The sequence below is a fragment of the Streptomyces sp. NPDC002588 genome (genome assembly GCF_040295925.1).
Lineage (GTDB): Bacteria > Actinomycetota > Actinomycetes > Streptomycetales > Streptomycetaceae > Streptomyces.
This window is the reverse complement of record NZ_JBEOWF010000018.1, coordinates 25,647-51,326: the sequence shown is the minus strand read 5'-3', so window position 1 is coordinate 51,326 and position 25,680 is coordinate 25,647. Positions and strand designations below refer to the sequence as shown.

Annotated in this window: 17 protein-coding genes and 1 pseudogene; 3 read left to right on the top strand and 15 right to left on the bottom strand. The window is 71.5% G+C overall.

What is annotated here, in order from left to right; genetic code table 11:
* Nucleotides 1–33: 33 nt before the first annotated feature.
* The 12 genes from ABT057_RS21785 to ABT057_RS21730 all read right to left on the bottom strand — a co-directional run bounded on the left by ABT057_RS21785 (nt 34) and on the right by ABT057_RS21730 (nt 18,800).
* Nucleotides 34–354 carry a hypothetical protein gene (locus ABT057_RS21785; RefSeq protein WP_352344845.1) on the bottom strand — a complete coding sequence of 107 codons (321 nt, stop codon included), beginning with the start codon at nt 352–354 and terminating at the stop codon, nt 34–36.
* Nucleotides 351–770, bottom strand: a complete 420-nt coding sequence (locus ABT057_RS21780) for a YbaB/EbfC family nucleoid-associated protein (protein WP_352344843.1) — start codon at nt 768–770, stop codon at nt 351–353. Before ABT057_RS21780 ends, ABT057_RS21785 begins: the two co-directional genes overlap by 4 nt.
* A gap of 86 nt (nt 771–856) precedes the next feature.
* A complete protein-coding gene (locus ABT057_RS21775) occupies nt 857–3,625 on the bottom strand; it encodes a hypothetical protein (RefSeq protein ID WP_352344841.1) in 2,769 nt (922 codons plus the stop codon).
* A 36-nt stretch (nt 3,626–3,661) separates the two neighbouring features.
* Entirely contained in the window at nt 3,662–4,228 is a 567-nt protein-coding gene (locus ABT057_RS21770; protein ID WP_352344839.1) for a hypothetical protein, read from the bottom strand.
* 4 nt (nt 4,229–4,232) lie between these two features.
* The gene (locus ABT057_RS21765; RefSeq protein WP_352344837.1) at nt 4,233–4,538 is read right to left on the bottom strand and encodes a WXG100 family type VII secretion target; all 306 of its coding nucleotides are present in this window, start codon (nt 4,536–4,538) and stop codon (nt 4,233–4,235) included.
* A 67-nt stretch (nt 4,539–4,605) separates the two neighbouring features.
* Entirely contained in the window at nt 4,606–4,926 is a 321-nt protein-coding gene (locus ABT057_RS21760; RefSeq protein ID WP_352344835.1) for a hypothetical protein, read from the bottom strand.
* Between the two features lie 119 nt (nt 4,927–5,045).
* Entirely contained in the window at nt 5,046–8,336 is a 3,291-nt protein-coding gene (locus tag ABT057_RS21755; protein WP_352344833.1) for a right-handed parallel beta-helix repeat-containing protein, read from the bottom strand.
* On the bottom strand, nt 8,333–11,026 hold the full coding sequence (locus tag ABT057_RS21750) for a hypothetical protein (RefSeq protein ID WP_352344831.1): 2,694 nt from the start codon (nt 11,024–11,026) through the stop codon (nt 8,333–8,335). The genes ABT057_RS21755 and ABT057_RS21750 overlap by 4 nt, the downstream gene beginning before the upstream one ends.
* Entirely contained in the window at nt 11,023–12,366 is a 1,344-nt protein-coding gene (gene eccB, locus ABT057_RS21745) for a type VII secretion protein EccB (RefSeq protein WP_352344829.1), read from the bottom strand. Before eccB ends, ABT057_RS21750 begins: the two co-directional genes overlap by 4 nt.
* Before the next feature lie 16 nt (nt 12,367–12,382).
* The gene (eccD, locus tag ABT057_RS21740) at nt 12,383–13,783 is read right to left on the bottom strand and encodes a type VII secretion integral membrane protein EccD (RefSeq protein WP_352344827.1); all 1,401 of its coding nucleotides are present in this window, start codon (nt 13,781–13,783) and stop codon (nt 12,383–12,385) included.
* Between the two features lie 50 nt (nt 13,784–13,833).
* Nucleotides 13,834–17,787 carry a type VII secretion protein EccCa gene (eccCa, locus tag ABT057_RS21735; RefSeq protein WP_352344825.1) on the bottom strand — a complete coding sequence of 1,318 codons (3,954 nt, stop codon included), beginning with the start codon at nt 17,785–17,787 and terminating at the stop codon, nt 13,834–13,836.
* Between the two features lie 134 nt (nt 17,788–17,921).
* Entirely contained in the window at nt 17,922–18,800 is an 879-nt protein-coding gene (locus ABT057_RS21730) for a LysR family transcriptional regulator (RefSeq protein ID WP_352344823.1), read from the bottom strand.
* A gap of 725 nt (nt 18,801–19,525) precedes the next feature.
* Here ABT057_RS21730 and ABT057_RS21725 point away from each other — a divergent pair.
* Nucleotides 19,526–20,119, top strand: a complete 594-nt coding sequence (locus ABT057_RS21725; RefSeq protein WP_352344821.1) for a response regulator transcription factor — start codon at nt 19,526–19,528, stop codon at nt 20,117–20,119.
* Between the two features lie 101 nt (nt 20,120–20,220).
* Here ABT057_RS21725 and ABT057_RS21720 read toward each other — a convergent pair whose 3' ends face one another.
* The gene (locus ABT057_RS21720; RefSeq protein WP_352344820.1) at nt 20,221–20,949 is read right to left on the bottom strand and encodes a hypothetical protein; all 729 of its coding nucleotides are present in this window, start codon (nt 20,947–20,949) and stop codon (nt 20,221–20,223) included.
* Nucleotides 20,950–22,593: 1,644 nt separating this feature from the next.
* Here ABT057_RS21720 and ABT057_RS21715 point away from each other — a divergent pair.
* Entirely contained in the window at nt 22,594–23,055 is a 462-nt protein-coding gene (locus ABT057_RS21715; RefSeq protein ID WP_352344818.1) for a hypothetical protein, read from the top strand.
* Between the two features lie 380 nt (nt 23,056–23,435).
* Here ABT057_RS21715 and ABT057_RS49215 read toward each other — a convergent pair.
* Nucleotides 23,436–23,818 (bottom strand): annotated as a pseudogene (locus ABT057_RS49215) (IS1380 family transposase); the annotation flags it as partial.
* 213 nt (nt 23,819–24,031) lie between these two features.
* A complete protein-coding gene (locus ABT057_RS21705; protein ID WP_352344816.1) occupies nt 24,032–24,517 on the bottom strand; it encodes a GNAT family N-acetyltransferase in 486 nt (161 codons plus the stop codon).
* Nucleotides 24,518–25,229: 712 nt separating this feature from the next.
* On the opposite strand from ABT057_RS21705, the gene ABT057_RS21700 reads away from it, so the two are divergent.
* On the top strand, nt 25,230–25,661 hold the full coding sequence (locus ABT057_RS21700) for an ester cyclase (RefSeq protein WP_352344814.1): 432 nt from the start codon (nt 25,230–25,232) through the stop codon (nt 25,659–25,661).
* The last annotated feature ends 19 nt before the right edge of the window (nt 25,662–25,680 follow it).

Below are 25,680 nucleotides of genomic sequence, written 5' to 3'. Positions count from 1 at the left end.
ATGTCTTTGATGACCGTTCCCCGTATCTCCGTCTCACGAGCGGTTGAGGTGGGAGGCGATCTCCGTGGTGATGTCGGCCGTGTGGGTCACCGCTCGCGCCGAGCCGCCCAGTTTCGCCCCGGTCTCCTCGCTCACCCGACCGGCCCCGTCCGTCACCAGCGTGATGTGGTCCGCCAGTTGGTCGATCAGCACCGCCAGCGACCCCAGGGACGGATCGCCGTTGATGGGATCGGGGTCGTTGTTCCTCGCGTTGTCGAGGATGTTCCTGCCCTCACTGAAGAGCTGTCCGATCCGGTCGGTGATATCGGCGGCCTTCCCCAGGCCGTTCGCGTCGTATCCGATGGTTTCCATCATGTCTCCTGATCGCTGTCGGCCAGTCTGGCGAGATCGTCGAATCCCGCGAGGTCGAAGGGATCTTCGGGGAGCAGGGAGGCCGGATCGATCCGGCCCTGGAAGAGTTCGGAGGCGTCGACGCCCTCCAGCGCGCCGTCGAAACAGACGCCCGCCGCCTCGGCGAGCGCCTTCGCCCGGGCCTTGGCCAGGGTGTCGAGGATGACCTCCGACAGTTCCGCGGGGGCCATCCTGCGGTAGGCGGTGGTCGGGAACTCCAGGGCGCTGACCTCACCGCGCGCGCCGACGGTGACCTTCACGGTCTCCCGCCGGGACACCTCGGTCACCGCGATCGAGTTGATCCGCCGGAACGCCTCCGTCGCCCCGGCCCGTCTCGCGCGGTACCGCGCGAGCAGTTCTTCCATCCGCTGGTTCTCCACGCCGCTCTCCATGCTCCGGCCGCCGGTTCCGCTCCGGACGGCTTCCTCGTCTGTTCCGGTCCGCGCCACCTCGCGGCGCGCGCGGCTCAGGTGAAGGGGCCGGGGGCCGCGGGGCCGCCGCCCCAGGAAGCCTGGTCCTGTCTCAACAGGGCCGAGATGTCGCGGGGTTCGTTCCCGTCCCGGTCCTCGTCCGAGTCCGTGGCCGCACCGCCCTCCGGGTCGGCGCCGGCGCGTTCCCGATCCGCCTCCTCGGACTCCTCGGCCTCCTCGGCCTCCCGCCGGGCGAGGATCTCCTCCAGGCGCGCCGCGGCCTCCGCCGGCGTCGGCCTTCCGGTCGGCTGCGTGGGCCGGTCCGGCGGGAACGCCGTCGCGGACTGGTCCGGGCGCCAGGTCGGCCGGCCTGAGCCGCCACCCGGGCTGCCGCCCGGCTCCGCCCCGTCCTGAGCGGCGCCGTCGGCCGAGGCGTGGCCCTGCCCGGTGCTTCCCTGCTCCCGTTCCGCTTCCCCGCGTCCGGGCCGCCCCTGCCACAGCAGGGACAGCAGAGCGCCGGGGGCGACCGCCCAAGCCGCCGTCTCGTCGTCATCCGACGATTGCGCGCCGGCGGCAGCCGCGGTGCCGTTTCCAGCCCCTACGGCAGCCCGCGCAAGGCGCGGCCCGGCAACGGCCGGCCCGGCCGTGATCGGCCCGGCCCCGGTCGGCCCGGCCGTGATCGGCCCGGCCGTGATCGGCTCCGCCCCGGTCGGCCCGGCCGTGGTCGGCCCGGCCGTGGTCGGCCCGGCCGTGGTCGGCCCGGCCGTGGAGGTGAACGGTGTGTCCAGCGGCCGGAGTTCTTCCTCCGACGCGGTCCACGGCTCATGCCGTTCGGACAGCAGACCGGCCGGGTCGGCGCGTCCCCCGGTGCCGCGGTCCGAGGCCTGGCCCCTCGTCCCCGTGGCGGCGCCGGTGCCGGCCGTCGGCGGGTACGGCAGGACGAGCGCCGGGACGACGACGGGTTCCGCCTCGCCGGTGGAGGAGCCGGCCGCCTGGGCCACCGCACCGTTCAACTCCAGGACGGCGCCGCCGGTCGACGTACCGCTCGCGCCGCCCATGGCGCCCTGGGCGACGTCCGCTTCGGCGGCCCAGGGTTCGGACGCGCGCGACAACAGGCCCGACGCCTCGCTGCGCTCACCGGCGCCCTGGGCCGCGGCGGCGGGAGCTCCGCCCATCCCGCCCATCGGCATGTACGGCATACCGCCGGTGGCACTCGCGCCGGCACTTTCGGCCGTCACGGTCCCGGCGGCGAGGGGTGCGGAGGCCGCGGTCGAGAGGGTGTCGGTGCCGAGACCGGCGTCCGATCCGGCCCCTCCGACGGTCGCGATGCCACTGGTGTCCGGCGCGCCGCCCGACAGGGAGTGGTCCGAGCCCGTGTCGTCGAGGCCCTCCAGACCCGGGAGGGACACCGAGGGGATGCCGTCCTCCAGGTCGGTGAGGTCCGTGCCGAGACCGGAGAGCCCCGGGAGACCGGAGAGATCCGCCGCGGTCTCCTTGCCCTTGTCCTTGCCACCGGCGGAAGAGCCGAGGGCGCTGCCCAGGCCGCCCAGTCCGGCGAGACCGCTGAGCCCGGGTGCGAGCGCGGAGTCGTCGGCGCCGGAAAGCGAGGCGTCACCCAGCGACTGGTCCGCGCCGGGACCGCTCAGGTGGGAGGCGCCAAGGCCTGCCAAGCCTCCCAGGTCTCCCAGATCTCCCGTGCCTCCCGCGCCTCCCTGATCGCCGAGGCCGGACAGGCCCGACGCTCCGCCGAGCGCACTCGGCAGTTCCGGCGGTCCGGAGTCGAGACCGAGCTTCGACAGGTCCGTGTCGCCGCCACCGCCGCCACCACCGAGGTTCGCCAGATCCGTCGCAGCGCTGCCAAGGGAATTGGACAGGTCGGAAGCGCCGCTGCCGAGAAGGTTCGACAGGTCCGAAGCGCCGCTGCCGAGGAGGTTCGCCAGATTCGATGTGCCGTTGCCCAGGAGATTGGCCAGTTCGTTGGCGCCGCTGCCGAGAAGGTTCGCGAGGTTCGGCAGATCCGCCGCTCCGCCGCCGGAGCCCGAACCGCCCTTGTCATCCTTGTCCGTCTCACTGTCCGCCTCGGAGAACGGATCATCGATGTTGTACGGCTCGATCACCGACTTGGCGGTCGACTCATAGCCGCGAGAGACATCGAGGATGAGTTTTATGAGTATGTCCTTGTACAGCTGCGCGTATTGTTCGTAAAGCTTTTTGTACTTTCCCGTGGCCTGCTTCCCGGAAGAGTCACCTGCCGCGATACCCGATATGATGGCCATCCTGTCGGCGAACCACAGGCCGATGTCTTCGGCCAACTTGACCGCCGCCGCGAGGGTGGCCGAATCGTCCGCCACTTTCTGTGGCAGACTTTCGGTGCCCACAAGGGCTTCCGCGTTCGCCAGGAAGACCTTCGAAAACGTCTCCATTCCCGCCGCATACGCCTTGGAGCCGGGTCCGTGCCAGGAACCGTGCTCACCGGTCAGCACTTCCACGGAATCGTGCATGAGGGTGCCGATGGCGCGATAGACCTCCCCCGCGTAGTTGAACGCCACCGCGTTGGCCATCAAGGAGGCGGGGTCGGTGACGGCAAGGGCCCATGCCCTGTTTCCCTCGTTGCTGGCCGGCACCGGCTGTCCCAGCAACGTGCCCGCCGCTCCGACGAGCACGGCGTGGTTCTCCTGCCACGTCAAGCTGCGCAGATACGCCTCGAGGTTGCCGCTGTCGACGGCCGCGTTGGGATCGGCCCAGATCTCGTTGCCGTCACCCCTCTTGAAGCCGTCGTCGAGGTCCTGGTGGCGAGAGTCGAGATGCGAGTCCTTGTCCGCCATTTTCGCCGCACTCCTGGATCGCCGGTCAGGTCTTCATTACGAGCCGGAACTCTGGGTTTCCGACCCGGTCCAGTTGATCGACTGGAAGAGTTTCGTCGCGGTCGTCATGATCTTTTCCAGTTCCGCCGCGGTCACTTCGGTTTCGTCCTTGGTCTTCTGGAACATGGAGATGACGTCGCCCATCACGATGTTGTAGGCGTCGAAAGCCGCGATCCCCGTGTCGATCGTCTTCTTGTGCGCTTCCCTGTGGTCGTCGATCTTCTGCGCGTACTCCAGGGCCGTCGACCAGGCACCGGGTTTGGCGTGGGACGTCGTTTCGAGCCGCTCTCGCGCCGATCTCAGCAACCCGGTCGCCGTTTGGTGGAGGTATTCGGCATGGGCCTTCACATCGCCGATGGTCACCTGGATGTTCCCACTCGAATCGGTCGAGTACGTCCAGGAGTCCTGCGATTCCGGCAGTGGAGGGGATTCGACCGAAGTGCTGCCCGGAGGAACGACGGGATCGACGGGACCGGTGTAGGCGTCGGGGCCCGGCAGGTCGTCGTCACCGCCTCCCTCGTGCGACTCCGGATTGAGGTGCGGGAAATCCTCGCGTGAGTCCATGGGATCAGCCGCCGAACAGCCGGACCTGCCGGTTCTCGGTTTCGGTATACAGGGTGTGGATGTCGGCCAGCTTCTTGCCGAAGATGACGGCATCCTCACTCATGTCCGTGCCGCGCTGGATCCAGGTGTCCTGGAGACCGTTGTACTCCACCCGGCCGCCGTCGTCCCAGCCGCTGAGTTTCACCGCGGTACCCTTGCCCAGAGCTTCCACCAGATCCGCGATTTCCACGCCTGTGGTGGCGATGGTATCGATCGCGTCCTGGAGCACCGAAGGATTGAACGCGTAGGTTACGTCTCCCGAGGGGGCCATTTCCACATTCCTTTCCACGGATTTTTCGTGCATCGGTCGGGGTTGTCGTTGATTCAGGTTTTCACTGTCACACCCCCGGAAGGCCGCTGAGGGCAGCCGAGCGTGCGATGGCCTCCGTCTCCTCGGCACCCGCCGCGATGAGGCTGGCGCCCGCCTGCATCTTCTGCATGATGCTCTCCAGATCCCTTTTGGTGGCTCCGCACTTTTCGATCCAGTCTTTCATTGCCACGTCAAACTCGCTGCCCGCCGTGGCAACCCAGTGAGCGACAAGCAACGACCGCGCGTTCTCCATCTTCGCCTCCGCGTCGGCCAGCCTCGAGTGCGCATCGGCCAGGTCGACGCCGGCCTGTGTCATCCCGTCGACACTGGTTGATTTGAAATCGGCCATTGCAGCCACCCCTTCGGTCGCTTCTCCCTTTTCCTTCTTTTTCCTTCATACTGACGATCCGTCGGGACGCTGACGAGCGTCAGCCGCCCCTGGTGTCCGCTCGGCCCCGTCGAAGGGTCCTATCGCTCCCCCGTCGCACTCGGCGTACCGGCCGCCGCGCGGACGTCCGAGGGGCGCACCGTGTGCCCGTCGCCGTGGGCCTCGACGAGATCGGCGAACCGGTGCGCCCCGTAGGCGCCCAGACCGGGCAGACCGCCGGCCAGGACGGTGTCCAGCTCCTGTCGTACGTCGTCGCCGGCGTCATGGCCGAGGTCGCGCAGTCTGCGGCGGACCAGCTCCGCGGTCTCCGGGGCACCGTAGGGAGGCAGGCGCAGATAGTCGGCGAAGCAGCGCATCAGGTCGCCGTGGCCGCGCAGAACGGCCGACAGCCCGGTGTCGGTGCCCGTCAGCACCACGGCGGTGCCGGTACCCGCGGCCTTCGTGCTGGTCGCGACCGCGTCCAGCACCGCCGTTCGGCAGGACTGCGGCACGGTGTCGAACATGTCGTCCAGCTCCAGCAGGAGCAGTCCGCCCGTCGCGTCACGGAACACCGCTTCCGTCCACGCCGCCGCCTGTCGCGGACTACGGGCGGGGAAGCGCGAGAGGGCCACCGTACGGACGGTGCCGTGCGCGAGGAGGCGGCTTTCGGCGAGGCACCGGGCGTACCGGGTGGCCACGGCCTGCCGTCCGCTGCCGCGCTCGCCGGCGAACACCACGTTGGCCATACCCCGCCCGGCACCGCCCGAGCGGCTCAGCTCGGTCAGCTCGGTCAGCCGCCTGGACAGGGCCGTCCTGACGTCGTCGAGGCCGGTCAGGTCCGCCAGATGACGCAGCGACGGGGCGGGGGCGGCGGTCCGTCCGGAGTCGGGGCCGGCCGTCGGCGCGGTGGCGGGCGGATCGCCGGACTCGTCGTCGGTCTCCCTGGCCGGCGGCTTCTCGATGTCCTCGGCCGTCAGCCGGCTCAGCTCGCTGTCGCGGGCGGGCGGCCGGTCGGCGAGGCGGGACGCCTGTCTGCTGATCATGGTCTCGAAGATCTGCCGGGCCACCCGCCCGTTGCCGAAGGTCGGCCCCTTGGGCACCTGCCGGAAGTACCCGGTCAGCGCGTCGAGGGCGTCGTCGCCCAGCTCGTAGTAGTGCTTGCCGCACAGGTTGCGGACGATGGTGACGAGTTCGGTGACGTCGTAGTTGGGGAACTCCACCGTGCGGGCGAAGCGGGAGGCCAGTCCGGGGTTGGAGGCCAGGAACTGGTCCATCTGCTGGGAGTAGCCGGCAACGATGACGACGACGTCGTCACGGTGGTCCTCCATCAGCTTCATCAGCGTCTCGACGGCCTCCTGGCCGAAGTCGGGGCCGGTGCCCCTGGACTGGTTGGTGAGGGTGTAGGCCTCGTCGATGAACAGCACACCGCCCAGCGCGCGTTGGAAGACCTCGGTGGTCTTGATGGCGGTACCGCCGATGATCTGCGCGACGAGATCGGCTCGGGCCACCTCCACGATGTGTCCCTTGGCGAGGATGCCCAGCTCGGCGAGGACCGCGCCGTACAGCCTGGCCACCGTGGTCTTGCCGGTGCCGGGCGGTCCCGCGAAGATCAGGTGCCGGCTGATGGGAGGCATGGGCAGCCCCATCTCCGCGCGCCGCTGAGCCATCTTGTTGAGGTTGATCAGTCCGTTGACCTCACGTTTGACGCTCTCCAGGCCCACCAGCGCGTCGAGTTCCGCCAACGGCCCGGTGCCGGTGCCGGTGGACACCTCGTCCCGGCCAGGGGGTGCGTCGTGCCCGGCGAGGTCCCCGGGGCGGGCGCCGGAGCCCGGCGTCCGGCCGGCCGTCGGCTGCCCGCCGGGGAGTGTCCGGTGCAGATCGGTGCCGCCGTTGCCCACGACCTCGCAGTCCTCGACCGTGACCGGTTCCCCGGCGACGCAGCGGACGCCGTCCCCCGCGTTGTCCATGACGGTGCAGTGGCTCAGCGCCACGCGGGCCGACGCCTCGACCGTCACGCCGTTGCCGCCGGCCCCGTGCACCCGGCAGCCGACGACATCGGCGGTGGCGCCCCCCTGCACCCGGACCCCGTCGCCGGCGGCGGCGCTGATCTCGCTGTCCCGGATCGTCAGTTCGCCGTCGGTACCGACGGCCACGCCCGTGCCGCAGTCGCGCAGGGTGGCGGAGTCGACCGTCACCGAGGAGGCGCCGGTGACCGAGATGCCGCAGCCGCCGACGGCCCGCAGCAGCAGTTCGGAGATCTGGCCGCTGCCGCCCCCCGCCACCTCGAGACCGTCGCCGTCGGCGGTGGTGATCTCACCGCCGCGGACGGTCAGACGGGCCCCGTCGAGCGCCCGCAGCCCGCCGGCCCCTCCGGTCACGGTCAGCTGTTCGAACTCGGCGGTGGCCGTCCCCCCGGTGACGACGGCGGCGGCCTGCGCGGCGCCCCGTACCGTCAGCCCGCCGAAGACGGCCGCGCCGCCGTCCTCCACCACGACACCCAGTGGGGTCCGGGTGATCTCGCAGTCGTCCGCCCGGGTCCGGGCCCCCTTCGCCACCCTGAGCCCATGGCCGGCCGCGTCGCTGATGGCCACGCCCCGCAGCACCGGTGCCGCGCCGGCGCCGATGTGCACCGCCCCGCCCGCGGAGCCGGTGAACGCGCAGTCGCTGACGGCGATCTTGCCGCTGCCGGTCAGATAGGCGTCGAGCATCTCGCTGCCGGTGACGGTGAGGCCGATCAGCTCCGCCCGCGCCTCCTGCTCCACCACGATCGCGGGCTTGGCGGTCCGCGCGATCCTGGTGTTCTCCACCAGCGCGTCGCCCTGGCCGTTGACGCACACGCCGTTGCCGCGGGCGCCGGTCAGTTCGCAGTCGCGGAGGGTGAGCCGGCCTCGTTCGGCGACGACGACCGCGGAGGAACCGGAGTCCGTGACGGTCGTGTTCTCGACCGTGCCGCCCTCCGGCGAGGTCACCACGATGCCTGCGCCGAGCGTGTTGGTCATCCGGCAGTCGCGGACCGCGAGGCGTCCGCCGTTCCAGGCCAGCACGGCGGCCCAGGCGTGCCCGGTCACCGCGCAGCCGTCGAGGTCCGCCTGTCCGCGCCGGACGTCGAGGACGGGGGCGTCGGGGTCGCTGCCCGACAGGGTCAGTCCGGTCAGCCGCACGGCCTCGGCGTCCACGGTGACGGCGCTGCCGTGGGCGGCGTGCACCCGGACCTCGCCGGGCGTGGTGGTGTCGGCGCTCAGGGTGACCGCCCGGCTGATGACCAGCGACTCCTCGTAGCGTCCCGGGGCGAGGAGGATCAGCGCCCCGTCGCGGGCCTCGTCCAGCGCCCGGGCGATGGTGCGGTGGGCGTGGGGGTGGTCCGGGGCGACCGTCAACGTCTGTCGGCTCACGGTTGTGACTCCTCGGCCCGCGAGTCGGGCTCCGGCGGAACCCCGGACCCGGGCGGCCGTGTCGGAAGGATCAGTCCGGGCGGGTTGGTGAACGCCGTGGTGAACGGCTCGGGCAGCGGTTGTGCCCGGCGGCCGGGCCCCTCGTCGGCGGCCGTCCGTACGGTCTCGTCGGCGGACTCCAGCCCGGCGATCGCGAGATCGTCCAGGCCGCTGTCCTGCTCCGGGCCCCCGGCGGCCGTGGCCAGTTCCGGTTCGGACAGCTCCCGCAGCAGCACCGCGCGGCGTTCCGCCCCGGCGGTGACCCGCAGCACCTTGAACGCGGTGCCGGGCAGGAAGATCACCCGGTCGGGTGGTTCGGGCTGCATCAGGACGGTACGGCGGGCGGTCAGCGACCACACCAGGATGTCGGTGTCGCCGGGCAGGCCGGGCCGCACGGTGGTGAGCGCGCCGCAGAAACCCCATTCGGTCACCGGGCCGCCCCGCCGGGCCGCCTCCTCGTACCAGGCGAGTTCGGCTTCGCCGAGGGTGGCCCGCAGCAGCGCGACCCCCCGGTAGGAGGGCAGCCTGCGCAGCCCGGCCGCCACACAGCGGGCCAGCGGCACATGTGGTCCGACGGTGGCACCGCGTACCGCGTCGTCCACCTGTTCGCTGGGCCCGGCCGTCAGGTAGAGACGGACGGCGGCCAGATCGTTGAGGGCGGTCTTCGACGCCTCCTTGGAGGCGCCGCGCAGGCCCGGGGTCTGCGACAGCACGCGGGACACGAAGCCCGCGGCCTCCTCGTACCGGGCGCCGCCCGCCCGCCGCAGCCAGCCGCGTTCCCGGTCGAGGTCCTGGTCCGGGGCCAGCGCGATCCGGGCGCCGGGTACGGGCACGGGCTGCACTCGCACCCCCGGGCCGACCGGACCGGCCGGGTCTGCGGGGGCGGCCGGGTCGGCGGGGACGGCCGGGTCGGCGGGGACGGCGGGGATGGGGGCCGACACGTCGTTCGGGGACTCCTTCGCCCCTTCCGCTTCCACCGCCGGGGCGGCGGGAGCCATCGAGGGTGCGGACTCCAGACGTATCCGCAGGGCGGGCGAAGGCCGGCTCGACTCCGACGGCGCCGCGGGGTCGACCGGGCCCGGGTGGGCGGCCGACGCCGTATCGGGGGCGGAATCGGTGTCCGTGCCGACGGCGGCGGCGGTGGCGGTGGCGGTGGCGGCAGTAGCGCCGGTCACGCCTTCGCCGGGCCCGGCACCGGCCTCCCCTTCCTGCCCCGTGGGGCGCGCGGCCTCCGCGTCCCCTCTGCGGCCGGGGTGCCTGCCCGCGCCCGGGACCCGGCGCGGCAGTGCGGCGCGCGGTGCGTCACCGGTCGTGACCGGGGCGGGCAGCGCGGACGTCTCCAGGGCCGGGGCCGACAGGGCCGGGGCAGGGGCCGGTGCGGGGGTGAGGGCCAGGGCCCCGGCGCCGGGCCGGTGTCCGGCGCGGACCGCGTAACCGGCGGGCAGCACCACACTGCGCAGCCGCTCCGCGAGGGGCAGGCGTTCCAGCAGCTCATGGGCGAGGGCGCGCAGTCGGGTCGCGAGGGTCGGGGTGCTCTCGTCGAAGAGGACGGCGGCGTGGTCGGGGTGGGCCGGCACGGCCCGTACGGCGTCCGCGTCGGGCGGCTCCTGGTGCGGCCGTACCCACAGCCCGGACTGCACGATCTCGACCACGGCGTCCGGGGCGTACCGGTAGACGCCCCGGCCGAGCGACGGCAGACCCGGCAGCGGGCTGCGGGCCCGGTGCGCGACGGGCGCGACCCGCCGGGGGGCGTAGGCGAGTGCGCCCGCGTACGGCTGCCAGCCGAGCCGGCCGTCCGCGCCCAGGGTGTGCACCTCCGGTACGGCGCCGGCGTCACCGACGGCCGGAAAGCCGTTGGTCATCACCACCTCGTGGTCGAACAACTCGGCGAGTGCCTGGCCGGGCGGGGTGCCGGCGGGCACGTCGACCGGTCCGTAGGGCACGAAGAGCATGCAGCGGCGACCGCCGGACGCCAGGGTGTGCCAGAAGGCGGCGATGTCCGTCAACGGCAGCGGCGGACGGCCGGGCACGCCGAGAACGACGGCGACGAGGTCGGGGTCGGCGACGATCCGGTCGGCCAGCACCTGCCGGGGGATGTCGAGTCCGCTGTCGTCCGCGGGGCGCAGCCACACACCGCCCGGAATCGGTTCGGCGACGCCGACCGGCCCGATGGGGACGGGGGCGTCGGGGACGAGGAACTCCCACCCCGGCTTGGGGAAGCGCTGCGAGTCGGGTCGGGGGGCGGGACGGCCCGGCTGGTAGCGCAGCCAGCCACGGCCGTTGCCGGCGGGGATGAACAGCGCGCCCCCCGCTGCGGCGAGCTGGTTTCCGTCGGGAGCCAGCACCGCGCGGTCGAGCCGGTCGGCGAGCCACTGGGCCAGCTCCGCGATCTGTGTGCGGGAGCCGCGGCCCGGGACCAGCCTGAAGGTGCCCCTGCGCCGCTCCAGGATCCGGGCCACCGATTCCAGGAGGCAGGGTCCCGGACCAGCGGGCAGGTCCAGCACCACCAGGGTGTGCTGCTCGTCCGGGGCCAGCCCGCGGGCGAAGAGCTGGGCACGGTGGTCGGCAGCCGCGCGGGGATGGATGAGCAGGGCGTTGTTCAGCGTGCGGACCACGAGCGGGCGGCGCGACCGTGCCGGTGCGAGCCTCACCGCTGCTCTCCCGCGATCCGCTGCTGTCCCCCGGTCACGCCCGTGATGCCGAGTGCCGGGCCCGCCGGTATCGACTCCAGCAGGGCGCGTGGCAGCGTGCGCGCGACGGCGGTGACGTAGCCGAGCGCGGTGGCGGCGCGGTCGTCGGCCAGCGGGTATCGCCGCCCCTGATCGGTGATCAGGTACAGCTGTCGGGTCGGGTACTCGCCCCGGGCCGGTGGTGTGGCGAGAATCCCGCTTCCGGCAGGCAGCAGGATGCCCGAGCCGGCGGCGGCGGCCGAACCGCCCTCCGTCACCAGCACGCTCTCCGGCGTACCGCCCCGCATCCGCTGTCGCAGGCAGAGCGCGCCAGCGCCGGTGCCCGCGTCGCGGGTGCGCACGACGTCGGGGAGCCGGGTGAGCAGTGAGCGGTCGGCCGACTCCGGAAGCGCGGCGACGTCGTCGGGGGTCACCTCCCGCGGCCGGCCGTGCCCGGCGGAGAGCAGCGCCGCCTCGGTCGCGGTGACCGGTGCGACGCCGTCGCCGCGCAGGACGTAGAAGTGGACGGAGCCGGCGACGCCGGTACGCAGCACGTCGCCCGTGTGCGCCGGGCGCCCGGCGACCCGCGGGCCCGGTGAGCCGCTGCCGGGAACGGTGGCCGGGGTCAGGGCGGGGCCCGTGGGCAGGTCGGCGAGCCAGTCCGCGGGGGCCGTCACCGGGGTGTGGGAGTCCAGGCCCAGCGCGACCAGCGCGGCACGGTCGGGCACCCGGTACCTGGTGTCGCGCAGGACCACGTAGAGGGTGCCGTGCGGATCGACGACCAGGACGTGGGCGCCCGCGGGAACCGGCGCCGCCGCGTGTGCGGCGGGCTGGAAGTCGATGACCAGGTCGCCGGGCCGGCCGGGGTGCAGGCACCGCGACCAGGCTCCCGTGAGCAGGTCCCCGGCGGACGGGATGGCGTCGGGGGCTCCGGCGACACCGAGGACCGTGCCCCGGGGCACGCCTTTCAGCGCCGAGCGGGGGACCTGGTGCGGCCGGGCGGGCTCGCCGAGCGCGAGCAGCGCGGAGGTGTAGTTGAGGACGGGGTGCAGTACGCCGTCCGTGTAGAGGTAGCGGGTGCCGCTCTCCTTCTCGGCGACGAACGGCCCCGAGTCGCGCCAGTCCCGGGGCTGCGGCTTGAGCAGGCCGTACACCGCGAAGCCGGCGACGAGCAGCGCCGCGAGGGCGATGCCGAACACCGACCCGAGGCGGGCGCGGTGCATGGGGCTGTCGCCGGTGCGGATGTCGCCGGTGAGAAGGGCGGAGGCGAGTCTGCCGGTGGCGAAGCGGTAGGCCTGGACGTGGTCACGGCGGGTCTGCACGGTAGCGGTGCTCCCTTCAGCCGGCCAGCGACCGGACGTGGGCGTAGACACCCAGCACTTGCAGCAGCAACGGGAGGAGCGCGAGGGCCGCGACCGTTTCGAGGATCTCGCCGAGCCGTCCCCACACCGGCAGCAGACGGGTCGTCGGCGGCCGGCGGGCCGCGTTGAGCAGCCCGCCGGCGGCGGCGAGCAGCAGGACGCCCGCCCCGGCCTGGGTGGCGAGGCCGGTCGGCCCGCAGACCGCCACCAGCGTCAGGCCCGCCGCCCCGCCGAGCAGGCTCGGGCCACGCTGCCACACCCCGGTCTGGCCCCATGCGCGCAGCAGCATCACGGCGCCCACTACGACGGCCAGCGCGGTGGCGCTCCAGCCGCCCCGGTTCGCCAGCAGACCGCTCGCGACCGCGGAGACGGCGGCCGTGCCGATCGCGGTGACGTCGAGCCATGCCTCGGCGACGGCCACCCGGCGGGCGACGCGTTCGGCGGGCTCGGCATCGAGTTCATGCTGCAACTCGTCGCTGTCGTGCGGGAGTCGGGGGACGCGCAGCCGGGCGGCGCGCAGCGCCAGCCATGGCGTCCAGTGCCCGGTGAACACGACGGCGACGGCGACGGTGGCGACGGACTGTGTCGCGGTCCAGTCGCGCACCGTGGGCAGGCTCGCACTGGCGGCGGCGAGGACGGCGACCGTGCCGACGGCGGCCGGGAGGACGGCCGGCAGCCGGCCGCTGACCAGCAGCAGGGCGCTGATCACCGCCGGGTACGCGGAACCGAGGAGCACGTCCTCGTGGGCCGGTGACAGCAGGGCGGCCGGGCCGTGCAGGGCGGTGAGCCCGCCGAGCGCGGCGAACAGACAGGCGGCCGACCCGGCGATGACGCGGGCGGCGCGGTCGGCCGGTGCCCGGTGGTCCTGGGTGCAGGCGAGGGTGAGCAGTACGGCGACGCAGCAGCAGACCACCGACGGCGCCCGGCCGCTGCCGGTGCGCAGCGCCGCCGCGGTCAGGGCGGCGAGCGTCAGACAGGCCACCACCAGGGTCATGGCGCGGGTCAGCGCCGGCCGCCAGCGGTCGGGGCGGTCGAGGACGGTCCGGGCGACCCCGTCGGCCGTGTCGTCGAATGCGAAGCCGGGCAGCGGATCGTGGGCGGGCCGCAGCTGGAGCACCTCGCCGTGGCGCAGGCCCGCACTGTACGGGGTGTCGTCCGGGGCGAGCGGTTCCCCGCCCAGCCGTTGCAGGGTCCAGGCGGTCGAGTCGCCGTCCGGCTCGTCGGGCAGCTTGGGTCCGAGGGCGAGCAGCAGCGCGGAGACGGTCGTGGCCACCGGGACGGCGAGGTCGGCCCGGCCGCGGGGTCCTTCGACGGTGAGCCGCACGACGCCCGTGCCGGGCGCGAACGGCGGGCGGGTGGCGGACGCGGCGCTGGTCATGGTGGTGCTCCTTGGGGGGCGGCGGGGCGGGCGGACGGTGAGCGGGGTGCTCACGACGGTGGTACGAGCCCGGTGTGGATCAGCCCCAGGCCGCGCCGGGTGACGAGTTGGGCGCGGCCCGGCGGCAGGGTGCGGGGCTTGGCCTCGCCGAGGAACTTGCCCTCCTCCTTGGGGTAGGAGAAGAGCAGTGCGGGGGTGCCCAGTTCCCACAGCCGGCGGATGGCGGCGTCGCTGGTGGCCCGCATCGCGCCGGAGGTGCTCCGCGCGACGATCAGGTGCAGTCCGATCACCCGGCCCTGGGCCAGCAGCGGCACGAGGGGGGCCAGGGGGCTCTGGGAACCGAAGCCGCCGCCGCTGAAGAGTTCGTAGTCGTCGATGACCACGAACACCCGTGGGCCGCTCCACCAGTCGCGCCGGGCGAGTTGTTCGGGGGTGACGTCGGGTCCGGGCAGCCGCTTGTTCATGGACACCACGGTGTTGGCCGCCAGGCCGGCCAGGGCCTCGGTCTCCACGGCGTAGCCCACCCGGTACTCCTCCGGCGCCACCGCGAGCAGTTCACGGCTGGGGTCGGCAAGGACGATCTTCGCCTCGGAGGGCCGGTAGCGGGTGGTGACGGCGTTCAGGACCAGCCGCAGGGCGTTGGTCTTGCCGGTGGCGCCGTCGCCGAAGACCATCAGGTTCGGCACGGTGTCGAAGTCGTGCCAGACGGGTGCGAGCCGGCGTTCGTCCAGGCCGAGGCAGACCCGCAGGTCGCCTTCGGGCGGGGGCAGTTGGCGGACGGGAAGGTGGGCGGGGAGCAGCCGTACGGGCGGCGCGGGCCGGCCGCGCCAGAAGGCGGCGATCTCCGCGACGGCGGACTTGGTGGCAGCGGTCAGGTCCTCGGTGCGCGAGGAGCTGTCGAGCCGGGGCAGTGCGGCGAGGAAGTGCCGGCCGCCGCTGGTCAGTCCGCGGCCCGGCTGCTCGGGCACCTCGCGGGCCACCCGGGACCCGACCTCGGACTCCATGGCGTCGCCCAGGCGCAGTTCGAGCTTGGTGCCGAGCAGGTCGCGCAGCCGCGGCCGGATCTCCGACCAGCGCACGGCGGAGACGACGACATGGATGCCGAAGGCCAGTCCGCGGGCGGCGAGTTCGGAGACGCGTGCTTCGAGGTCCTCGAAGTCCTGGCGCAGGGTGGACCAGCCGTCGATCACCAGGAACACGTCGCCGTGCGGATCGCCGAGCGTGCCCTCGGCCCGCCGCCGGCGGTAGGCCGCCATGGATTCCAGGCTCTGCTCGGTGAAGGTCCGTTCACGGCGTTCGAGGAGCTGGAAGAGTTCCTCGACGGTGCGCTGCACCCGGTCGCGGTCGAGCCGGGTGGCCAGCGAGCCGATGTGCGGCAGACCGGTGGTGGAGACGATGCCGCCGCCGCCGAAGTCCAGGCAGTAGAACTGGACCTCCTCGGGTGTGTGGGTGAGCGCCAGGGACAGGATGAGGGTGCGCAGCAGGGTGGACTTGCCGGTCTGCAGGGCGCCGACGACACCCACGTGTCCGGCGGCGCCGGACAGGTCGGGCGCCAGCAGTTCCCGCAGTTGCTCGGCGGGGCGGTCCACCGTGCCCAGCGGCACGCTCAGGGCGCCCTGTGCCGGGTGGCCGACGGCGTTCATGCCGCGGACCGCGTCGGGCACGATGCCGGGGAGCATCTGGTCGAGGCTGGGGGCGGCGTCCAGCGGCGGCAGCCACACCTGGCGGGCCGGCGGGCCGGCGTCCCGCAGCCGGTCCACCAGCACCTCCAGCAGGAGGTCGTCGCTGTCGGGCTGCTCCGGCGCCGGGGTGTCACCGGTCGCCTCCGGTGCGGTGTCTGCGCTGTCGGGCGGCAGCGCGGGCAGGCGCCGGTCCAAGTCGAAGGCGAGCACTTCCTCGGCGGCCCGCTCCGCTTCCGGTTCGGCCGTGACCGCGGGTACGGGGCCGGAGACGTAGGCCGCCTTGAACCGGACCAGGTTGGTCGTGTCGACCTTGAGGTAGCCGTTGCCGGGGGCCGACGGCAGCTCGTAGGCGTGGCTGGCGCCGATCACGCTGCGGGACTCCATGGAGGAGAAGGTGCGCAGCGCCAGCCGGTACGACAGGTGTCCCTCGACCTTGCTGATCCGGCTCTCGTCCAGTCGCTGCGAGGCGAGCAGCAGATGGACGCCGAGGCTGCGCCCGAGCCGCCCGATGGAGACGAACAGCTCGATGAACTCCGGCTTGTTCGCGAGCAGTTCGGAGAACTCGTCCACGATGACGAGCAGCGAGGGCAGCGGCGACAGCGGTACGCCGGCGAGCCTGGCCCGTTCGTACTCCAGTTGCGAGGCGAAGCCGCTCTCCCGCAGCAGTTCCTGGCGGCGGACCAGCTCGCCGTTGAGCGAGTCCCGCATCCGGTCGACCAGGTGCAGTTCGTCGGCCAGGTTGGTGATCACGGCCGCGGTGTGCGGGAGGCGGTCCATGTTGAGGAAGGTCGCGCCGCCCTTGAAGTCGACCAGGACGAAGTTCAGCACCTCGGAGGAGTGGGTGGCGGCCAGGCCGATGACCAGGGTCCGCAGCAGTTCGCTCTTGCCGGAGCCGGTGGCGCCGATCAGCAGCCCGTGCGGCCCCATGCCGCCCTGCGCCGACTCCTTGAGGTCGAGTTCGATGACCTCTCCGTCGGCGGAGACACCGATCGGCACCCGCAGCCGGGCGCTCTGCACGCTTCTGGGACCCCACAACGCGGCCACGTCGAACTGGCGCGGGTCGCGGATGCCCAGCAGGGTGGTGAGTTCGAAGTCGGATTCCAGCGGACGGTCCACGTCCACGGTGCCACCGGTACGCAGGGGGGCCAGCACCCGGGCCAGCGTGTCGGCCTGGACGGCGCTCAGCGCGTCGGCGTCGGCGCTGACCTGCTCCGTGCCCCGCTGGTACGCCAGCCGTCCGCTGCTGCTGGTCAGCCGCAGTACGGCCGGTCCGCCGGGCATCTCGCCGGTGAGGTCGAGCAGCACGGTGTTGCGCATCCCGGGGCCGCGCAGCCGGGAGCCGTCCGGGATGCGCACTCCCTGGGCGACGACGACCAGGAACGGTTCGGCGATGCTGGGCGGGGTGTCCGGGTCGTGCTCCGGCCGGTCGCGCAGGTCGGGGCCGAGCAGGTCCAGCAGTTTCCCGTCGTCGGCGGCGGCCAGCCGCTGCGGTCCGGCCAGGTCGTGTGCGGTCGGGTGCGCGTTGTGCGGCAGCCACTTCAGCCACTGCCACTCCGTGCGGGCGCCGGCGTCGGCGAGCAGTGCGATGCGGACGTCGTCCGGTGAGTGCAGGACCGCGAGCTGTCCGACGATGGCGCGGGCCAGGTCCAGCGCGGGCGCGCCCTCCCCGGCGAACTCGACGGCGGTGAACCGGCGCAGGGGCAGCGGCAGGGGGAGGTGGCTGACGGTCTGGTAGGCGTTGAGGAAGCGGCGCAGGGAGATCGCGCAGAGCGGTTCGAGGTCCTCGACCGGCTTGGTCTGCGGGGGCACGAGCTGGAGGGCGGCGCGCCGGCTGCCGAGGCCGATCCGGACCGCGGCGAAGTCGTCATGGCCGGGCCTGCGCTCCCAGGTCCGCGGGCCGCCGGCCAGGCGCCACAGGTCGTGCGGGTGCGGATGGTCGAAGTGGGCCGCCGCCCGCTGGGCCGCCGCGGCCTGCCGGGCCTGCCCGCGCGCCTGATCGAGGTAGCGCAGGTAGTCGCGGCGCTCGGCCCGCATCTGGCGCTTGCGCTGGGCGCCGTTGCGGCCCAGCTGCCCCAGGCCCATGGCCATCATGGAGGCGCCCATCATCCCGGACATGAGGTAGCTACTGGTGCCACGGCCGCCGGTGGAGTACATCAGCGTCATCGCCGCGCCGCCCAGGCCCATCGGCAGATAGGTGAGCAGCGCGCTGGCATCGGCGGTCGCGGGTTCACCCAGCACCGGGGGTTCGGCGAGTTCGAGGTTTCCCTCGGGCATCTCGGGACCGGCGACGCGCGGGCCGCGCTTGAACACCACCTCGCTCATCTCGGTCCGGTTCCCCTCTGCTGTTCGGCGCGCGACTTCGACAGCCACGTTAGGAACAGCAGACCCGCGACCTCGCCCCTCACCGGTCGACCGGGGCCGGGCGGACCCCGCTCAGTGTCCGTTCATGCCCGGTGTCAGTCGGGGCCGGGGCCGAGCATGCGGCGGGAGAGATCGGCGAACTGGTTCAGCTCGGGCATGGTCCGGTGCTTGGTATAGGCCAGGGCGACCATGCGGGGGGCGACGCCGTCCAGCGTCAGGTAGACGACGTCGTCACGGCGGTAGAAGCCGGCCATGCCGGCCGGCATGACATAACATCCGGCGCCCGAGGCAACACCCTCCAGGCACTCCTCGATCGTCACCGGAAACCGCCCGCCCTCCATCTGCGGCGCGAGGGGTTCACGCGGCAGACGCCCACGCCATTCCGGGACGTCCCGCGGGTCCTGCAACAGGGTCATGTCACTCAGGTCCTCGACATGCACCGCCTTCAGCTCCGCGAACGGATGCCCGCTGGACAGCGCCACCACGCGGGGCTCCGGGAAGAGCGGGACCACCTCGAACATGCCCTCCGGCAGGGGCATGCGGACGTAGCAGACGTCGACCCGCCCGTCGATCAAGAAGTCGACCTGGTCGGTGATGGTGGTGTGCACAACATCGATGTCGAGTTGCGGCGCCATCTGGGCGAACTCCCGGACGATGGGGGTGACGACGATGCCTGGCATGAAACCGATGGCGAAGCGGTTCACCTCACGGTTCGCCATCCTCACCCGCTGCTGCACCCCCTGCGACATCGCCAGCATCGGCCGGGCATCCTCCAATAACTGATGTCCCGCCCGCGTCAGTACGGTGCCCTGCCGGTCCCGCAGGAAGAGAACCACACCCAGATCCTCCTCCAACGCCCGGATCTGGCGACTGAGCGCCGGCTGGGTCATGTAAAGACGGCTCGCCGCTCGCACGAAGCTGCATTCCTCGGCCACGGCCACGAAGTAGCGCACCCGGCGCATGTCGAGGTCCATGGCGCTCATGGTAACCGCGTCCACGACGGCACATGCCGAAAGGGCTTCAGGCTCGAACAGATGGGCATTGGCGGTGCCGCCTCGAACAATCCACGATGGTCCGACCGGGATCCGTCGGAACGGCCCCTGCTGTCACGGGAGTTGCGCCGAGCGCGCAAGGGCAGCCGGGTGGGCGTCGGGGAACGGGCAACATCCACTGTGGGGGTATCTGTCATGCATTCATCGTCGAGGAGCTCAGTGCCACACGGTCGGACGTCGAACCGCCGACACTTCGCCATAAAGTACGGCCGTGAGGCGGAGGATCACCCCACGACGACACTCCGTCGTTCGTCACCGGCCGACGCGGTCCCATCGGCATGGACGTGCCGCCCTTCATACACAGCGAGGTCGTCGGCGTGGCTTGCGGTGATGTGGGCGCAGGTCTCCTCCCGGCCGATCGGATCGAAATCCGTGCGAACCAACTGGCTGTCGGCTGCATCCAACGTCGCTGACCCCACAGGCACGTTCCCTTCAGAAAGCGGGCAGCGATGAGCAGCCATCCGATGGAAGCGCCGGCACGGCTGGTGCCGAGGCAGCGCCAGGCCGAAACGGACCGGCGACTTCCGATCGGCCCGACGACCACCGACCCGTCATCGAACAGGCGTCCGCGGGATGCCGTCAGACCGGTCCTGCGGGCACATGCCGGCGCCGGCGGGCAACTCCCCTCGGCCACAATCTCGGTGGCCGTGGACGCCACGGACCCGGTGACACACGCCGGACTGGCGGCCGGCCTGAGCCGCGTTCCGAAGCTGGCGCTCACCACCGTGGCCGTGGCAGACGTCGTCGTGGCGGCCATCCACACCGCCGACAACTCCACACTGGAAGCCCTGCGCAGTCTGCCCATGCCCGCTCCGGCACGGATCGTCCTGGTCGTCAGCGACGGCTGGTACGCCGACCTCACCGTGGCGGCCCAACACGGGGTCCGCGCCGTGCTCTGGCGGGCCGAAACACAGCCGCAGCCCCTCATCCGCGCCGTACTGGCGGTCGCCGCCGGCGAAGCACTGCTGCCCTCCGCGGTACAGGGCGAACTCCTCGACCAGGCCGACCGCCTCCAGCGCAACGTACTGACACCCAAGGGACTGACACCGTCCGGCCTGAGCACCCGCGAGATCGACGTGCTCCGACTGATCGCCCAGGGCCTGGACCTCGCCGAGATAGCCGACACGATGTGCTACTCCGAACGCAACATCAAAAAGATCCTCTACGGCGTCATCAACCGCCTCGGACTACGCAACCGCGTCCACGCCGTCTCCTACGCCATCCGCCACAAACTCATATGAACCCGCCCAGTGAGCCTTTTCAGCGAGGAACAGATGAACACCAGTCGGCCGGCCCATGAGCACAGCCGGACGCGGGACACCGACGGCGCCGCCGCCGTTGTTCACCCGTTTCCGGGCTCCTCGACGAAACCCATGTATGTGGTGCGACCCCATCGGGCCGTGCAGTCGACCGATATGCCGTAAGGCATGAGACGCTCCTCAAGCCGTGCGATTCTGGCCTGCAAGGCTCTGCGACTCATCGGTTGCTCGGCCGTGCCGAGCATCAGACACAGATCGTGACAGCACCACGGCTGCGAGGCGGAACAGAGGATGTCGAACAGCACCTGTTGGGAGCGCTGCTGTGGACGGAGAAGGCCGTACTCGGACGGATCCGTCGCCGGTCGCCGTAGTGAGGACGGCCTCATGTCCAGCCATCGCCGCTCCGCCGCGATTCTGCTGCCGAGCTCTTTGGAAGGCGTGTCGCGGGGAACGACGTTGGCGGCCCCCGCCGACAGCAGTTCCGTGGATTCCGTGTGGTCGGGTACGAGCACCATCACGGAGGAGATCCTGCTGAGCACGCGCACGCGTTGTTCAAGGCCCCCGCTCCACCGGGGACTTGGCACGTCCAGGACGGCGAGTGGAGTGCCGGCCTCGTGCAGCAGGGCGCCGTAGGCGAGTTCGGAGCCCCACGCGTGGCTCAGAGCAGGCAGTACGTGCTGACTGCGCATGGCACGGAGCAGGGGCGCCGTCTGCTCACGCCGAAGCGAGAGAATGACGCTTACGGGATAGGTGACGTCCTCCTCGGCCATGGGTGAGCGGCTGACCGTGTCGCGGATTTCGGCGATGGGCATGGCAGTGCCTCTGACACAAACGTCTCGTGGGGATACGGGAAAAGCGTTTCCTGATACGTCTCCTCGACCGCCACGGTGGGCGGCTCGGGCTGGAGGAGGCAGGCCTCCGTCCGCGCGCGTCCGGTACTCCGCCTCGGCGGTGGCTGCGTCGTCGGGGCGCCGACGGTAGAGCGCTCCGTACCGGCCGTACCGTCCACCGGTAGGGCACTCAAAGCTGGGTGGGCGAGGCGCCCCGCCCGTTCCTTCCCGCATCTCCTTCTGGCCTCCGTCCGACAGTTGACCGGGGAGCGTTCGGTGCTCTGCGCGGCGACCGGGAACAGGGCGGTCCACGCGGCACGATCCCGTATTGCCGCCGCAGAGCGCGGCCTCGGGATCCGGAAGGCCGGCTCCTGTGGGGCAGGGGAAGCCTTCAGGAGCCGGCCGGTCCTGACGGCACTGGTGTTCGGCACGGGCCGGAGGGCGACCGGAGATTCTCCCGCAGGACCGTGGAGGGACACGTGGTCGGCAGGCAAGGCACGCCGCACTTGGCCTGTCGGCGCATGCCCGCAGCAGCACAGCCGCTCTCCACGAGTCCGCCGCTGCAGGCGACTCGGCGGGCGTCGGGGTGGGGCCTCGCGAGGGCCGTAGTGACTGACGTGAACCACCGTATGGCGCCGGGCGACGCGCTTGCGACTGCTGACGCCCTTACCGGGCCCGGAAGGGAGGAATGGCTTCCCTTTTGTACCCGCCTGGTCATCTGCCTTGTGACAGTCGGCACCGGGCGTGGATCAGACTCACCCACGGCGGATTGTGTACGACGGCCTGGACCTCTCGGGTGGCGTACGCGCCTCCGCGCGCCACAGTACGGCTGTCGGCGTCGGCTGGAGGTGATCCGAACCACGATTCACGCGTCGCCGAGATAGGGCCCGTCCTCCCTGTTTCAGATTGCGGCGGACGGGGCGATGTACCGGTCCCTGTCGCCGGCCCGCCCCAACCCGTTGGACGCCGTCGTCGTTCTCGTGGCGGCCGCCGGGGAGGAGCGCGGAGCGGTTGGGCTCCTGTCCGCCGGACGATCTCGTCCGGCCCGTGGCCTCCCCCTACCCCGCGTCTGCGTCCAGGCCTCGTTCGGCACGGGAAGGGGCCCGTACGGCCTCGCCGTGCTCTGCTGTCCTGTGCCGATGGCCGTCAACCATGCCGCGTGCCCTGGCCGGTTCACCCACGGTCGGTACGAATGGGAAGCCTGGTGGGCCTTTCCGTGCCTCACTCGCTCGACGACCGGCCTTGAACCGCGAGCCCGCTCTTAGAGTCGCCTACGGCGCCATCCGACGCAGCCCTTTCGGCGCCCGTCTCTCGGCGGGCCGGCACGCGTGTTTCCGCCGTGCGTCCCCGTACCTCCCAACTCGCCTCAGGAGAACGCGATGAGTATGCCCGACGAGTACCCCGGCCGTGAACGGGGCGCAAGCCGGGCGCCCTGCTCGCTCAGGACATCCGGCGGTACGCATACCGGGTGCAGTCCGTGCCGAGTGCCTCTGCGCGGATCAACCCGGCAGGTGGGCGAGGCATCGGGGTGGATACCTGTCGCTGGCCCGGTGCGTCGCATCGGGCCTGCATCGGCTGCCTTCCTTCCGTGGTCCGGCGACCGTACGCACCAGCACAGTCGGACCGGTGACGGACTGGTACCGCGAGAACCGGTACGTCACGGAGCAGGGCTTCTGGACCGCTTCGGCATCGGCAGCCGCGATGCGTGAGGACGGACCCGGCTTTGTCGTGTGGTCGCTGACCGCACGTCATACCGCGGCGGTCGACCCATCCGCCCCGGATCGGTTGATCTTCCTGCCCGGCACTCGGTTCAAAGTACTGCGGGTGATCGACGGAAGACGGCCCCTGGTGCTGCTGCGCGAGTTGTTCCCGCCGGAGCCAGGGGCCGATAGCCGGCCGAATGACACCAACGGGAGGGAATCCACGTGGCTGGACGAGAGCACGCTGGACGAGCTCGAACTGATGACGGCCGGCCCTCGGGCGGCAAGCCCGTCCATGACGCCGGTCCCCTCCACTGTCGCCGGTCCATGGGGCCGGCCTCCCGGACTGATCGTCATGTCCCGAAGCGACAAGCACCCCACTCACTGAAACGGCGGCTTCGTGACCAGGAGAGAGCAGATCAACGGGCAGATGGACATGGACGAGCGAACAGCACCCCCGGACGACGACACGCAACCGGAGGAGTCGAAGGAGGCGGTGAGGGCCGCGCTTCTGGACGCTTGGACGGCTGGGTCGGCGGAAGAGCGGGACAGACAGCAGTGGCTCCGTAGCGTCCGGTGCCATGGGTCATCGCGCGCCCTTGTCCGAGTACGACCGGACGCCTCGGACGCAGCTGGATGGCCGCCACGTTCCCGTCTCATGGAGGCACGCACGATGGCACCGTGAGACACACCGACGCATCGGTGGCACTCGGCTTCCGCCGAAGCAGCGGAGTCGGTGGTGCGTGGCTGTGGCGCGGGCCGGTGGCCGCGGGCGGTGCGGATGTGGTCCTCGACTCTCGCCCGCTGCCGGTGGCGCAGGCCCAGGCCGGCTTACGGAACGTCGATGGTGTCGGTGGCGAAGCAGGGCAGCCGTAGTCCGTGGGCGTCGATGAAGAGCAACTGGCCGCCGGGATGGGTGCGTTCTCTGCGGACGTTCAGGCGCGTTCCCGTCGGCCGGCCCTTGGGCACATCACCGTCGAGTTCGGCGGCCAAGGCCCGTCCCGGATCTCTCCGCCGGGTTCGGTGCCCGCCGTGCAGGCCGGGCCGGGAACCTTCGGGACGGCGTGGTGGATCTGCTCCTCAGTGACGGCCATACCGACCGAGTACGACGACCACCGCCCTCGCCTGGCCGGCCAGGCCACGAAGCCGTGGGCACGTACATCAGACGGGAGCTGGTGAATGACGCGCAGTCGGTTGAGACTCACCGAGGAAAGCAGACATGCCGGCGAGGGCGATCGAAGACGACCTCGTGAAGGCCGACGAGATCACCGGCTACGGTCCGACATGAGGTGAGGATCGCTGAGATTCTCCTCATTCATGTGTCCTGCCTTCTTGTGCACGCCGAGGTGTCCCAGGGGAAATCACTACGTCTCCACGCGGATCAGGGCGTCGACGGTGCCACCGCTGGGGTGGCTCATGCGGGCGCCCAGCCTTCGCAGGATGGAGAGCATTCGCTGGTTGTCGCCCCCTGTCGTGGCTGTGATGGCCTGACAGTCAAGGGCATGCGTGCGGGCGGAAGCCACCATGTGACGGGTCAGGGTGGTGCCCAAGCCCTTCCCTTGCCAAGAGTCCTCGATGAGGATGCCGAGTTCTCGGAGATGTGAGGCCTGAGTCCGCATCAGGCAGGTGACCGCGATCACGCGGGACGGATCGCTGCGTGGGACGGTGACCAGGGTGATCCCGCCGGCCTGATCGCAGAGGCGACGCCACTCGCGAGGAGTCAGGGCTCGACGCGCGGCGCCGTAGCGGGCATAGCGCGACTTCAACGAGCATCTTGCGTGCATCTCGTTGACGTGATCGAGGTCGTTGAGGACGGCGGGCCGGGACAGCGTGATCTGGTGCGCGTTCACGCCCGCGCGTGACTCCGAAGAGTCGCACAGCGCGCCACCGACCGCGACAGACAAGGCCGACGCGGCAGCTGGGTGAGGCACTCTCATGATCGATAACTCTTTCTGCATCGCAGCGCGTCCGGTCCCTCGACGACGGCCGTCCGACACATGGTCCGTCGGCGCTCTGTGCCGATGTTCGGTGAGCCCGATCGGTATCGCCAATGCCGGCTCGTCACACCCTGATGCCACGTCGGCATGGCCACACCGTGAGGACGGGCCTCCGTTACGCCGGCCTCGCACAAGTGCCCGTTCGACCACGTCGCGGGTTCGCTGGTCCCCGCTGCGGTCGCCCTCGAGGAGCAGCCGCCGCTCGGCCATGTGCCGGTCGATGCATCCCCCCGTGAGACAGCCGTGGAGTTCTTCGGCCGGTCATGTCTGTACGCACGCTCACGAGTGCTCACCCGGCACAGACGCGCGACGCCCAGAGGGGACAAGCCCGGCGCCCACGATCGCGAACGCCGCGCGCCGGGTACCGGTGAGTCCACGGCGGTGTCCGGACGGACACTTCGGCATGTGCGTGCGCCGGATCACCGACCGCAGCCTTTCAAGATGCCGTTGCGGCATCAGGACGGTCCGATTCGGCATTGGCGGCACGGATTCCGTCTGCTCGACAATCGGTACGCAGATATTTACCCGAGCTGTCGCATCGATTTGAGAGCCAGTTAGGAAACCCGTGAACGAGCAGAACCCGCCCTCCTGGGTGAAGAACTACGTCGACGCCTGCAACCGTCACGACTCGCAGGCGGTCGTCGACATGATGAGCGAGGACATCCAGGTCGTCGACACCGCTTTCGGTGGCACCTTCAAGGGCAAGGAGGCGGTCAAGGCGCTGATCGACGGGATGGACTCGAGTCTGTCCAGCGATTACTTCTTCGCCCTGGGGAAGGTCGTGGAATCGGGCGACTCCTACTCGTTCGAATGGGTCCTTTCCGGCACCCACGACCGCGCCAACCCCAACCTGGGAATACCTGCCACCGGCAAGAAGTTCGAGTGCCCCGGCGTCACCATCGGCGTGCGGACCGACGGGCTCATCACCGAGAACCGCGACTACTGGAACCTCGCGGGCTTCCTCATGCAGACCGGCCTCCTGCCGCCCTTGGGCTGAACGGCCGGCCGGCTGTGAG

Coding starts and splice junctions, on each gene's coding strand:
- ABT057_RS21785 (WP_352344845.1), bottom strand. CDS start 354: ATGATGGAAACCATCGGATACGACGCGAACGGCCTGGGGAAGGCCGCC.
- ABT057_RS21760 (WP_352344835.1), bottom strand. CDS start 4,926: ATGGCCGATTTCAAATCAACCAGTGTCGACGGGATGACACAGGCCGGC.
- eccD (WP_352344827.1), bottom strand. CDS start 13,783: ATGACCAGCGCCGCGTCCGCCACCCGCCCGCCGTTCGCGCCCGGCACG.
- ABT057_RS21770 (WP_352344839.1), bottom strand. CDS start 4,228: ATGGACTCACGCGAGGATTTCCCGCACCTCAATCCGGAGTCGCACGAG.
- ABT057_RS21730 (WP_352344823.1), bottom strand. CDS start 18,800: ATGGACCTCGACATGCGCCGGGTGCGCTACTTCGTGGCCGTGGCCGAG.
- eccCa (WP_352344825.1), bottom strand. CDS start 17,787: ATGAGCGAGGTGGTGTTCAAGCGCGGCCCGCGCGTCGCCGGTCCCGAG.
- ABT057_RS21720 (WP_352344820.1), bottom strand. CDS start 20,949: ATGCCCATCGCCGAAATCCGCGACACGGTCAGCCGCTCACCCATGGCC.
- ABT057_RS21765 (WP_352344837.1), bottom strand. CDS start 4,538: ATGGCCCCCTCGGGAGACGTAACCTACGCGTTCAATCCTTCGGTGCTC.
- ABT057_RS21775 (WP_352344841.1), bottom strand. CDS start 3,625: ATGGCGGACAAGGACTCGCATCTCGACTCTCGCCACCAGGACCTCGAC.